14 protein-coding genes are annotated in these 11,807 nt (G+C 65.1%); 8 read left to right on the top strand and 6 right to left on the bottom strand.

Annotation, left to right across the window (positions count from 1 at the left end; translation table 11 throughout):
• Positions 1-55: 55 nt before the first annotated feature.
• Positions 56-520, bottom strand: a complete 465-nt coding sequence (locus FAZ98_RS18130) for a VOC family protein (protein WP_158952680.1) — start codon at positions 518-520, stop codon at positions 56-58.
• A gap of 188 nt (positions 521-708) precedes the next feature.
• Here FAZ98_RS18130 and FAZ98_RS18125 point away from each other — a divergent pair, with 188 nt between their 5' ends.
• Positions 709-2,025 (top strand): sensor histidine kinase, encoded by a 1,317-nt coding sequence (locus FAZ98_RS18125; RefSeq protein WP_158952679.1) that lies wholly within the window; start codon positions 709-711, stop codon positions 2,023-2,025.
• A 20-nt stretch (positions 2,026-2,045) separates the two neighbouring features.
• Positions 2,046-2,702: a response regulator transcription factor gene (locus tag FAZ98_RS18120; RefSeq protein WP_158952678.1), complete on the top strand. Its 657-nt coding sequence runs from the start codon at positions 2,046-2,048 to the stop codon at positions 2,700-2,702.
• Positions 2,703-2,830: 128 nt separating this feature from the next.
• On the opposite strand, the gene FAZ98_RS18115 is transcribed toward FAZ98_RS18120, so the two are convergent.
• The 3 genes from FAZ98_RS18115 to FAZ98_RS18105 all read right to left on the bottom strand — a co-directional run bounded on the left by FAZ98_RS18115 (position 2,831) and on the right by FAZ98_RS18105 (position 4,713).
• Positions 2,831-3,241, bottom strand: coding sequence for a tellurite resistance TerB family protein (locus FAZ98_RS18115; protein ID WP_158952677.1), 411 nt, complete (start codon positions 3,239-3,241; stop codon positions 2,831-2,833).
• Positions 3,242-3,309: 68 nt separating this feature from the next.
• Positions 3,310-3,582, bottom strand: coding sequence for a TFIIB-type zinc ribbon-containing protein (locus FAZ98_RS18110; RefSeq protein ID WP_158952676.1), 273 nt, complete (start codon positions 3,580-3,582; stop codon positions 3,310-3,312).
• 120 nt (positions 3,583-3,702) lie between these two features.
• Positions 3,703-4,713 (bottom strand): TerC family protein, encoded by a 1,011-nt coding sequence (locus FAZ98_RS18105; RefSeq protein ID WP_158952675.1) that lies wholly within the window; start codon positions 4,711-4,713, stop codon positions 3,703-3,705.
• Here FAZ98_RS18105 and FAZ98_RS18100 point away from each other — a divergent pair.
• A complete protein-coding gene (locus FAZ98_RS18100) occupies positions 4,712-5,323 on the top strand; it encodes a hypothetical protein (protein WP_158952674.1) in 612 nt (203 codons plus the stop codon). The genes FAZ98_RS18105 and FAZ98_RS18100 overlap by 2 nt on opposite strands.
• A 107-nt stretch (positions 5,324-5,430) precedes the next feature.
• Here the strand turns inward: FAZ98_RS18100 and FAZ98_RS18095 are convergent, their stop codons facing one another.
• Entirely contained in the window at positions 5,431-6,279 is an 849-nt protein-coding gene (locus FAZ98_RS18095; protein ID WP_158954019.1) for a MipA/OmpV family protein, read from the bottom strand.
• Between the two features lie 497 nt (positions 6,280-6,776).
• Between FAZ98_RS18095 and leuC the strand changes: the two genes are divergently transcribed.
• The 4 genes from leuC to leuB are packed head-to-tail and all read left to right on the top strand — an operon-like array spanning position 6,777 to position 10,166.
• On the top strand, positions 6,777-8,186 hold the full coding sequence (gene leuC / locus FAZ98_RS18090; RefSeq protein ID WP_158952673.1) for a 3-isopropylmalate dehydratase large subunit: 1,410 nt from the start codon (positions 6,777-6,779) through the stop codon (positions 8,184-8,186).
• A 2-nt stretch (positions 8,187-8,188) separates the two neighbouring features.
• Positions 8,189-8,341: a hypothetical protein gene (locus tag FAZ98_RS35410; protein WP_199272390.1), complete on the top strand. Its 153-nt coding sequence runs from the start codon at positions 8,189-8,191 to the stop codon at positions 8,339-8,341.
• Positions 8,342-8,401: 60 nt separating this feature from the next.
• Positions 8,402-9,052: a 3-isopropylmalate dehydratase small subunit gene (gene leuD, locus FAZ98_RS18085; protein ID WP_158952672.1), complete on the top strand. Its 651-nt coding sequence runs from the start codon at positions 8,402-8,404 to the stop codon at positions 9,050-9,052.
• Between the two features lie 43 nt (positions 9,053-9,095).
• Positions 9,096-10,166: a 3-isopropylmalate dehydrogenase gene (gene leuB, locus FAZ98_RS18080; protein ID WP_158952671.1), complete on the top strand. Its 1,071-nt coding sequence runs from the start codon at positions 9,096-9,098 to the stop codon at positions 10,164-10,166.
• Positions 10,167-10,208: 42 nt separating this feature from the next.
• On the opposite strand, the gene FAZ98_RS18075 is transcribed toward leuB, so the two are convergent.
• The gene (locus FAZ98_RS18075; RefSeq protein WP_158952670.1) at positions 10,209-10,439 is read right to left on the bottom strand and encodes a hypothetical protein; all 231 of its coding nucleotides are present in this window, start codon (positions 10,437-10,439) and stop codon (positions 10,209-10,211) included.
• 91 nt (positions 10,440-10,530) lie between these two features.
• On the opposite strand from FAZ98_RS18075, the gene asd reads away from it, so the two are divergent.
• The gene (asd, locus tag FAZ98_RS18070) at positions 10,531-11,652 is read left to right on the top strand and encodes an aspartate-semialdehyde dehydrogenase (protein ID WP_158952669.1); all 1,122 of its coding nucleotides are present in this window, start codon (positions 10,531-10,533) and stop codon (positions 11,650-11,652) included.
• The last annotated feature ends 155 nt before the right edge of the window (positions 11,653-11,807 follow it).

Raw genomic sequence — 11,807 nt, 5'->3', positions numbered from 1 at the left:
TCGGGGCGTTTTTCTTTTGCCGACGGGTTCGATACGGCGTGTCGATGCGGTCTGCTCAAACCCAGCCGTCGATCTTCAAGCCGCTTGCCTGTTCGGCTTCCTCGCGCGTGACCTGGCGCACGGTTTCGCCGAAGCTCCACACGTGGCCTTCGGGGTCCACGGCCGCATACACGCGGTCGCCGTAGAACTGGTCTTCCGGTTCGCGCACGATTTTCGCGCCCGCGGCGCGGGCGCGTTCGCAATGCGCGTCCAGACCGCTCGCGAGCTGCACGTGCACCGACTGCGTGTTCTTGCCGTCGAGCGCGGCGGGACTCGTGGCGGGCGTGCCGGGCCATCCGCCGCACACCATCACGTAGCCGTCGCCGAAACGCATCTCCGAGTGGCCGAGCTTGCCGTCCGGCGTTGTCACCACGAATTGCCGCGTGAAGCCGAACGCCTTTTCGAGCCACTCGAGCGCCGCGAACGGGTCGCGGTAGTAGACGGCGGGGCCGAATGTCGGGCGTTGCGAGGTGTCGCTCATGATCGTCTCCTGTTTTGGCGCATGAGGCCATGCGCGCACGCTGCGAGCCAAATAATCTAGCACTGCGAAACGCGTCGCGCGCGCCACGCGCCCGCTCAGGTCGAGGCAAGGCGCGCCCGCGCCGCCCGCGGTTGGCGGTATCGGCGAATCCCTTATGATGGAACGTACTTTCTCCTACGGAACGCTTCATGTTCTTCGCCGCGCATTCGCTGCATCGACGCCTGAGCATCGCGATCGGCACGCTCGCGCTGCTCGTGGGCGTGCTGGGCGCGCTCGGCACGTTTCTGGTGGTGCGTAGCCTCGCGAGCGAGTTCAACGCGAGCTTGCGCGACGCCGCCGCGCACGTGCAGACAGGCACGCCGCACGGCGCGAGCGAAGCACAGGGAGAGCGCTCGCCCTCCGACGACTTCGTCGTGCAGATCTGGTCCGCCGGCGACGGCGCCGCGCCCAGCCGCACCAGCAACGCGCGGCTGGCGCTGCCACGCTCGCAAAGCGGCTTTTCGTCGGTCGATTACGACGGCGAGGCGTGGGACGTGTTCGCGCTGGCGGCCGGCGACGAGTACATCCAGGTCGCCGAATCGCGCAGCATGCGCAACCGCAACGCGCTGCGCGTGGCGTTCTGGAGCCTCCTGCCGGTGCTCGCGCTGCTGCCGCTGCTCGTGCTCACGATCGCGGTGACGGTGCGCCTCTCGCTGCGGCCGATGGAACGTGTGGGGCGGCGCGCCGCGAAGGTCGATCTGCATGACCTGAAGCCGCTCGAAGCCGCGCAGGCGCCGGTCGAATTGCGGCCGTTCGTGGAGTCGATCAATCGCATGATCGAGCGGCTTTCGGTGCTCGTGAACGCGGAGCGCAAATTCATTGCCGATGCCGCGCACGAACTGCGCTCGCCGATCTCCGCCATGCAGTTGCAGATCGACAATTTGCGCGACGCGCCGCCGGGGCAATATCCCGAACGCCTCGACGAATTGCGGCGTGGTGTGGCGCGCACGGGCTCGCTCGTCTCGCAATTGCTCGGCCTCGCGCGCGCGGAAATCGGCAGCGCAGAGCGCGTGCTCGTGAACGTGCCGCTCCCCGCGCTCGTGACCGAAGTGCTGGCCGACCTGCTGCCGCTCGCCGACGCGCGCGGCATCGATCTGGGCGTGGAGCGTCTCGACGAGGTGAGCGTGCGCGCGACCGAGACCGACTTGCGGATTCTGGTGCGCAATCTCGTCGACAACGCGATCCGCTACGGGCACGAAGGCGCGCGCGTGGACATCGCGGTGCGCCACGAAGGTTCGCACGTCAGGATCGACGTGATCGACGAAGGGCCGGGCATCGCGCCCGCCGACCTGCCGCGCGTGTTCGACCGGTTTTTCCGTGCGGCGGGCCACGACACGCCGGGCAGCGGCCTCGGTCTCGCCATCGCGCAGGCGCTGGCGCAAAGCTATCGCGGGCGCGTGACGCTGGAGAATCGCCGCGACGGCACAACGGGCGTGGTCGCGAGCATCGAATTGCCGCTCGCGTGACTCATGAAAGGACGAGGACGATGCGCATTCTGCTGATCGAAGACGATCTGCTGATCGGGCCGGCGCTGCTGCGCGCACTGAAGGACGCGTCGTATAGCGTCGATTGGGTGCGCACGGGCGAGAGCGGGCGCGCCGCGATCCGTGACGGCTCCTACACCGCCATCCTGCTCGATCTCGGTCTTGGCGACATGAGCGGGCTCGACGTGCTGCGCGGTTTGCGCGAGGCGCAGGACGCCACGCCCGTGCTGATCATCACCGCGCGCGACGACGTGGACACGCGCGTGGAAGGCCTCGATCTGGGCGCCGACGACTACCTCGTGAAGCCGTTCGAGAGCAAGGAACTGCTCGCGCGCATCCGCGCCGTGGTGCGCCGCAAATCGGGCTTCGCCTCGCCCACCATGGGCAGCGGCCGTGTCACGCTCGACATGAACGCGCGCCGCCTCAGCTTCGACGGTGCCTCCGACGATCTTTCCGCGCGCGAATACGCGCTGATGCTCGCGCTGCTGGAGCGGCCGGGCGCGATTCTCTCGCGGCAGCAGCTCGAGGAGCGGCTTTACGGCTGGGGCGAAGAGGTGGAAAGCAACGCCGTGGACGCCGTGATCTACAGCGTGCGCCGCAAGTTCGGTCACGCGGTGATCCGCAACGTGCGCGGGCTCGGCTGGGCCGTGTGCGTGTGAGAGCGTGTGACCGTAAGAGCGTTTGGGCGCGCGAATAAAAAACGGCGAGACCGAAGACTCGCCGGAAAGTCGCGATGCGCGGCGAGATCGCGCATCGCCCGCAAACCCCCGTCAACGTGTTCGCGGTGTCAGGCCAGCAAGCGTTGCCACGGTTCCTCCTGCCACGCGCGGCTGAGCGCGGCGAGCAGCGCCGTTTCGGTTTCGGCCACGTGACCGTCGGCATACACGGCCACGTGGCACAGATTCAGCACCTTGCTGCGCAGCGCGGGATCGTCGAGTTCGAGCATGACCTGCTGCATCACGTCGGAGTCGAGCTTGCACGCGTCGCTCCAGTTCAGGTGCGCGTTGGTCAGCAGCAGGTCTTCGCACAGGCCTTGCATGATCGAGCCAAATTCGCCGGGCGCGAGACCCAGCCGCTCGGCCACGCGCGCGCGATGCACGGCCACGAGTTCGTCGTTGCTCAGGTGACCGTCGGCGAGCATCGCGATGGCGACGATACGGCCCGCGGCCTGGGGACTGTTGCAGGTGTAAGTACGCATGATCAGGAATCCTCTTCAGCTTGCTTGATGTCGATGGAACGGCGGCGCGGCTTGCGCCGGTTCGATGCTCAGTCGAACAGATCGCCGAGCCACGATTTGCGGCGGCGCTCGTGTCCGTCATGGCGCTCGTGGGCGCGGCGTGACGCGTGATGGCTGTTGAAGCCGCCGCGTTCGTCGTCGTCGTGGCGGCGCGGGTGGCCGCCGCCGTTACCGCGCTCGATCAGCCTGTCGAGTTCGCCGCGATCGAGCCAGACGCCGCGACACTGCGGGCAGTAGTCGAGTTCCACGCCGTGGCGCTCGGCGAGCGACAGGGTGACGTCGGGACAGTTCGGGCATTTCATGATGCGCTCCGTGTTGAGTGGCCGGTCATCGCGCCGGGCGCGGCTTGCCGCGTTGCGTGCAGGGCGTGGCGTCGATGAAACCCATCGTATCCACGCAGAATGAGCGAAAAATGAGGACGCTCAGGAGGCGCCGGCTCGCGCCTTCGCCGGGTCCTGGGCCGCGTGCTTCGCGCCCCGTGTCTTGAACAGCGACACCACCACGCCGCCCACGAGCAGCGTCATCGTCACGCCCAGACTCACGGGCGCCGGAATCTTGCCGATGAGTCCCACCAGAAAGATCTTCGCGCCGATGAACACCAGCACGAGCGCGAGCGCGTGCTTGAGGTAGGGGAAGCGGTGCGCCATTGCGGCGAGCGCGAAGAACAGCGCGCGCAGCCCCAGCACGGCGAAGATGTTGCTTGTGTAGACGATGAACGGATCGGTCGTGATCGAGAAGATCGCGGGGATCGAATCGACGGCGAAAATCAGGTCGGCGAACTCGATCATGAGCAGCGCGATCAGCAGCGGCGTGGCGAACAGCGCGGCTTTGCCGGTGGCCGGATGCGCGCGCCGCACCACGAACGCGCGGCCTTCGATGCGCGGCGTGATCGGCACCACGCGGCGCAGCCAGCGCAGCACGGCGCTGTCCTGCACGCCCGGTTCGGCCGGCTTGCCCACAAGCATTTTCACGCCCGTGGCCGCGAGGAAAATGCCGAACCCGTACAGCATCCACTCGAACTGCGCGACCAGCGCGGCGCCGAGCCCGACCATGAGCGCGCGCAGCACCAGCACGCCGACGATGCCCCAGAACAGCACGCGATGCTGATACTGGCGCGGCACCGCGAGCGCACCGAAAATCGACGCGATCACGAACACGTTGTCGAGCGACAGCGATTTTTCGATCAGATAGCCGGTGATGTATTCGCTGGCCGCCTGGGTGCCGAGCTGCCACCCGATAAAGCCGCCGAACGCCACGCCGATGACGATATAGCCGAGCGAGAGCCAGAGACTTTCGCGTATGCCGATCTCGCGGTCGCGCCGGTGCAGCACGCCCAGGTCGAGCGCGAGCAACACGAGTACGACCGCGAGAAAGGCGACCCAGAGCCACAACGGCTGGCCGAGGAAGGAGGCGGCGACGAGCGGCGCGAACATGATGACGGTCCTTGTGTCAGAGGTGAACCCCGGCTACGCGCATGCGGCGTTGCTGGCGCGTCCGGGCGATCGGGTCAGTCTGACGGTGTCGAATGAGCGGAGAATGAGCGCGCGACGAGGAAGGCGAAACCGTGAAAGATTCGCGGTGAAAGATTCGGCGCGGGAATCGGGCTTGATGGGCGTCAGCACGGCCGCATTGAGGCGTTGCTACGATGGCGGCCCGCCACGCTTTGCGCCATCCATCACCATGAATCTTCGTCGTTGTCTTGTTATTATTTCGACCCTTTCGACCGTCGCGCTAACGTGCGTCGCTCACGCGCAAACCGGTTCCGCCGAAGGCGCGCCGCACCAGTACGGCGGAGCGCTTCAGCGCAATCTCAACACCGTGACGACATCGCCGGCCGCGAACGACGCCGACGCTGCACGCCGTTGCCGGGACCTCGCGAAAACCTATGTGGACTCGCTCGGCCCGCAACCGGGCAATGCGGCTTCGGTTGGGAATCCGAACTATGGAAGAGATGGGCGCAATGTGGAGTCGCAAACCGATCTCCAAGCACGCTACCGGGTGAACGATGCGCAGCAGGCGTACGGCGACGCCGGTTGCAAATAGCGCGGCTCGCAGGCGCGCCTGGTTGGACTGTATCGGCGGATTCGCGGTTCGTTTTTCCGGCCGTGCCGTGATCGACGGCCAGCGCTCTGTGCGCGCCGGCCGCATCCTCAAAACTGGTAGTTGATCGAGACGTCGCAGACGCCTTCGGTCTTCGTCTGGATGATCGGGCTGCGCGCGGCGCTGCCGAGCAAACGTTTGAGCGCGCCGTCGGCGCTCACGAACCAGTGCTTGTTGACGAAGTAGACCATGGTGATGCCGAAGCCCGCCGACTTCAAACCCGCGCTCGCATCGTACTGGCGGTAGCCGGAATCCACCGACTGCTGCGGCGTCACGCCGAACCAGCTTTGCATGTAGTTCGAGTCGGCGAAGGTGACGGACGGGCCCGCGAACCAGTAGAAGCTCTCGTTGCTGCCCGGCAGCGGCATGTAGGCGCCGAGGTCAGCGGTCCAGCCGTTCGAGCCGCCGAAGCTGCGCGTGAACGCCGCGCGCATCACGAGCGGGAAGTCCTTCGACACCACGTATTCGCCCGCGATCTTCAGCAGCGGCGCCGGGTTGATGTTGCCCATGCCGTTCAGGCGCGTGGGGTCGTCGTGCGCGCGGCGCCCGAGGTCGTACGCGGCCGCCACGCTCACGCGCCAGTTCTGGCCCTGGAGCACGTTCGCGCCGAAGCCTTCGCCCGTCGAGCCGAACAGGATGTCCTTGTAGCGCAGGTCGAGGCTCGGGCCGGCCATCATGTGGTAGCGGTCGGAGCCGTCGTAACGCGGCTCGAAGGTCGAGCCCACACCGAGTCGCACGGCCCAGTCGGGTTGATTCGGCTGATAGAGCTTCTCGAGCGGAATGCCGGCGGAATACTGCCATTCGCCGAGCGGCGAAGGCGTTTGTGCCTGCGCGCGCGGCGTGAGCGCGGCGAGCGCGCAGGCCGTGACCGCGAGCGAGGTGCGGCGTGCGCCGTGCATCGTGGCCTGTCGGCGGCGCAACGTCTTGCGTGTTTTGTTCGTTGTGTCGTGCGCGTTGCGAAGTGCGAGTGGCATGAGGCCTCCAGAATTGCCGGTACGGCCGTGGCGTCGTGCATGCGATGCGTTTCCACGATGGAGTTACCGCGGGCTGCACCGACGTTCGGCGGCGCTCATGTCGCAATCGACGTGCCCAATCTGGCACCATCAGTGCGTCCCGCATCGACGAAACGTTCTAAAAAAATTGTCGCAAAAACAAGGATTTCGCCGCATTCGCGAGGGTGGATGTGGGGGCAAGGCGTCGCGCCAATGCGCCGGGTAACGCCGATACAGGTATCGTCACTACCACCCAACTCACTGTTTTTTATCGCTTTTTTGCTTTGGGCTTCTGCAGGCGCGGGCCACTGCGTGGCATAATCGTGACACGCCGCGATGCCTGAGCAACACCGTATCGCGCCAGGACAACGTATTGCCCCGCAGTCAAAACATCCCCGCACATCATGGCAAAGACGCTCTACGACAAATTGTGGGACACGCATGTGGTCCACACGGAAGACGACGGCACGACGCTCCTTTACATCGACCGTCATCTGCTGCACGAAGTCACCAGCCCGCAGGCTTTCGAAGGTCTGAAGCTGCATGAGCGCCCGGTGTGGCGCATCAGCGCGAACCTCGCGGTGTCCGACCACAACGTGCCCACCACCGACCGCAGCCACGGCATCGCCGACCCGGTCTCGAAGCTTCAGGTGGACACGCTCGATTCGAACTGCGACGCCTACGGCATCACGCAGTTCAAGATGAACGACCTGCGTCAGGGCATCGTGCACATCGTCGGTCCGGAGCAGGGCGCGACGCTGCCGGGCATGACCATCGTCTGCGGCGACTCGCACACGTCCACGCACGGTGCGTTCGGCGCGCTCGCGCACGGTATCGGCACCTCGGAAGTCGAGCACGTGCTGGCCACGCAAACGCTGCTGCAAAAGAAGAGCAAGAACATGCTCGTGAAGGTCGAAGGCACGCTGCCGCGCGGCTGCACGGCCAAGGACATCGTGCTCGCCATCATCGGCAAGATCGGCACGGCGGGCGGCACGGGCTACGCCATGGAGTTCGGCGGCTCGATGATCCGCGGTTTGTCGATGGAAGGCCGCATGACGGTCTGCAACATGGCGATCGAAGGCGGCGCGCGCGCCGGCATGGTCGCGGTGGACGACACCACCATCGAGTACCTGAAGGGTCGTCCGTTCTCGCCGCAAGGCGCGGAATGGAACCAGGCCGTGGAGTACTGGAAGCAGTTCAAGTCGGACGACGGCGCGCATTTCGACCGCGTGGTCGAGCTGTCCGCCGCCGACATCGTGCCGCAAGTCACGTGGGGCACGTCGCCGGAAATGGTCACGGCGGTGGACAGCCGCGTGCCGGACCCCGAGCGCGAGAAGGACCCGGTCAAGCGCGACGCCATGGAACGCGCGCTGCAATACATGGCGCTCGAACCGAACACGCCCATCGAGTCGATCAAGCTCGACAAGATCTTCGTGGGTTCGTGCACCAACGCGCGTATCGAAGACCTGCGCGCCGCCGCGTACGTCGTGAAGAAGCTGGGCCGCCGCGTGGCCTCGAACATCCGTCTCGCGATGGTCGTGCCGGGCTCGGGTCTCGTGAAGGAACAAGCCGAGCGCGAAGGTCTGGACAAAGTGTTCGTCGACGCGGGCTTCGAATGGCGCGAGCCGGGTTGCTCGATGTGTCTCGCGATGAACGCCGACCGTCTCGATCCGGGCGAGCGCTGCGCCTCCACGTCCAACCGTAATTTCGAAGGACGTCAGGGCGCGGGTGGCCGCACGCATCTGGTGAGCCCGGCCATGGCGGCCGCGGCGGCCATCGAAGGCCATTTCGTCGATATTCGCAAGTTGGGTTGAGCATGAAAACGAATGTGATTGGCCGCGCGAGCGTGCGTTTCATCGCGCTGATGTCGCTGGCGGGCGCGCTCGTGGCCCTTTCGGGCTGCAACACGGTGGCCGGCTTCGGCCAGGACATCAGCAGCTCGGCGCGCACGGTGCAGCACGCGCTCTAAGCGCGGCGCCCGCAGCGTCACTCAGGCATCCATAGCAGGCATCCATCAGGATCACGGATCATGGAAAAATTTGTCGTACACACCGGCCTCGTCGCGCCGCTCGATCGCGAGAACGTGGACACCGACGCGATCATTCCGAAGCAGTTCCTCAAGTCGATCAAGCGCACGGGCTTCGGCCCGAACGCGTTCGACGAATGGCGTTATCTCGATCACGGCGAGCCGGGCCAGGACAACTCGACGCGTCCGCTCAACCCCGACTTCGTGCTGAACCAGCCGCGCTATCAAGGCGCTTCGGTGCTGCTCACGCGCAAGAATTTCGGCTGCGGCAGCTCGCGCGAACACGCGCCGTGGGCGCTCGACCAGTACGGTTTTCGCGCCATCATCGCGCCGAGTTTCGCGGATATCTTCTATAACAACTGCTTCAAGAACGGTCTCCTGCCGATCGTGCTGAGCGAGTCGGACGTCGATCATCTGTTCAACGAAACCTACGCGTTCAACGGTTTCCAGCTGACGATCGATCTCGACAAGCAAGTGGTGCGCACGACCGACGGCGCGAAGGAATATCCGTTCGAAGTGGCCGCGTTCCGCCGCTACTGCCTCTTGAACGGCTTCGACGACATCGGCCTCACGCTGCGTCACGCGGACAAGATCCGCCAGTACGAAGCCGAGCGCCTCGTGCGCCAGCCGTGGCTGAACAACCGCGTCCTTTAAGTCGTTTAGGTACGCCAACCGCAACAGAGCGAGGAATCACAGGATGAAGATTGCAGTGCTGCCGGGCGACGGCATCGGTCCCGAAATCGTCAAGGAAGCCGTGAAGGTGCTGCACGCACTCGGCGAAAAGTTCGAACTCGAAGAAGCGCCGGTGGGCGGCGCGGGCTACGAGGCGAGCGGTCACCCGCTGCCCGAAGCGACGCTCGCGCTGGCGAAGGCCGCCGACGCGATCCTGTTCGGCGCCGTGGGCGACTGGAAGTACGACTCGCTCGAGCGCGCGCTGCGCCCGGAGCAGGCCATTCTCGGCCTGCGCAAGCATCTGGAGCTGTTCGCCAACTTCCGTCCGGCGATCTGCTACCCGCAGCTCACGGGCGCTTCGTCGCTCAAGCCGGAAATCGTCTCGGGCCTCGACATCCTGATCGTGCGCGAACTGAACGGCGACATCTACTTCGGCCAGCCGCGCGGCACGCGCGAAGCGCCGGACGGTCTCTTCAAGGGCGCGCGCGAAGGCTTCGACACCATGCGTTACTCGGAACCCGAAGTGCGCCGCATCGCGCACGTCGCTTTCCAGGCCGCGCAGAAGCGTCAGAAGAAGCTCACTTCGGTCGACAAGGCCAACGTGCTCGAAACCTCGCAATTCTGGAAGGACATCATGATCGATGTCGCGAAGGAATATCCTGACGTCGAGCTCTCGCACATGTACGTCGACAACGCGGCCATGCAGCTCGTGAAGGCGCCCAAGGCGTTCGACGTGGTGGTCACGGGCAACATGTTCGGCGACATCCTCTCGGACGAAGCCGCCATGCTCACGGGCTCGATCGGCATGTTGCCCTCGGCCTCGCTCGACAAGAACAACAAGGGTCTGTACGAGCCGTCGCACGGTTCGGCGCCGGACATCGCGGGCAAGGGCATCGCCAATCCGCTCGCCACGATCCTTTCGGCCGCAATGATGCTGCGCTACTCGCTCGGCTGCGAAGAGCAGGCCGATCGCATCGAAACCGCGGTCAAGAAGGTGCTCGAGCAGGGCTACCGTACCGCCGACATCGTCACGCCGGACTGCAAGCGCGTGGGCACGGCGGAAATGGGTGACGCGGTCGTCGCGGCGCTGCAGTAAGGCCAGTGAGAAAAGGGCGCACCTTGGCGGTGTGCCCTTTTTTTATTCGACATGCCGATACGCGCTATTCATGCGCATTCCCGGTTCGGCTGCGCTGGCATGTCGTAAATAGCGGAAAACGCTGGGTTTTCCGCAGATAACCAGGTTTTTCGTGTATATTGTTTCGATGGCGACGATCTCCCCGATCACGACGGTTGCGAATTTCCACGGCGAAACGGCCCGTGCGATTTCGCTCGCCATCACCACGAAAACGATTACCAAAACGATCACCATTCGTTGATCGCTCGTCGTGCCCGCTCATCTTCCCCGCGCGGCCACGCCGGGCGAGCGAAGCGGGGAAGTGTGTCCATCTCAAGGGTTAGTCATGAACGTAGGTCTCGTAGGTTGGCGCGGCATGGTCGGCAGCGTGCTGATGCAGCGCATGCAGGAAGAACGTGATTTCGACCTGATCGAACCGGTGTTTTTCAGCACCAGCAATGCAGGTGGCGCGGCTCCGTCGTTCGCCAAAAACGAGACGAAGCTCAAGGACGCGAATAGCGTCGACGAGCTCAAGAAGTGCGACATCATCATCACCTGCCAGGGCGGCGACTACACCAACGAGGTGTATCCGAAGCTGCGCGCGGCGGGCTGGACCGGTTACTGGATCGACGCGGCTTCGGCGCTGCGCATGAAGGACGACGCGGTCATCATCCTCGACCCGGTCAACCTCGACGTCATCAAGGACGCGCTCGTCAAGGGCCAGAAGGACTTCGTCGGCGGCAACTGCACGGTCAGCCTGATGCTGATGGCGCTCGGCGGTCTGTTCCGCGAAAACCTCGTCGACTGGATGACGGCCATGACGTACCAGGCCGCTTCGGGCGCGGGCGCGCAGAACATGCGCGAACTGCTCTCGCAGATGGGCGCGCTCAACGCCGCCGTGGCGAGCGATCTGGCGAACCCGTCTTCGGCGATTCTCGACATCGACCGCAAGGTGCTCGCCACGATGAACAGCGACGCCATGCCCACGCAGCACTTCGGCGTGCCGCTCGCGGGCTCGCTGATCCCGTGGATCGACAAGGATCTCGGCAACGGCATGTCGAAGGAAGAGTGGAAGGGCGGCGCGGAAACCAACAAGATTCTCGGCAAGCCGGCCATGGGCCAGCCGGGCTCGATTCCCGTCGACGGTCTGTGCGTGCGTATCGGCGCAATGCGCTGCCACTCGCAGGCGCTCACGATCAAGCTGAAGAAGGACGTGCCGCTCGACGAAATCGACGGCATCCTCGCCTCGGCCAACGACTGGGTCAAGGTCGTGCCGAACCAGCGCGAAGCGTCCATGCGCGATCTGTCGCCCGCCGTGGTGACGGGCACGCTCTCGGTGCCGGTCGGCCGTCTGCGCAAGCTGGCGATGGGTGGCGAATATCTGTCCGCTTTCACCGTGGGCGATCAGCTACTGTGGGGTGCTGCGGAGCCGCTGCGTCGCATGTTGCGCATTCTGCTCGACAAGTGAATGAATTAAACTACGCGGCTAATGACGCGTAGACAGGGTGAAAAGCGCCGCGCCAGCCGCGGCGCTTTTTTATTTATTGCGGCACTGCAATTGACCCCAAGCGAACCAACGTTTGATCGACAGCCGCCACGCGCGGTGTGCCAGGGCATCTGATG

The organism is Paraburkholderia acidisoli (assembly GCF_009789675.1).
Taxonomy (GTDB): domain Bacteria; phylum Pseudomonadota; class Gammaproteobacteria; order Burkholderiales; family Burkholderiaceae; genus Paraburkholderia; species Paraburkholderia acidisoli.
Note: the sequence above shows the minus strand (reverse complement) of the source record. Positions and strands in the feature narration are given on the sequence as shown.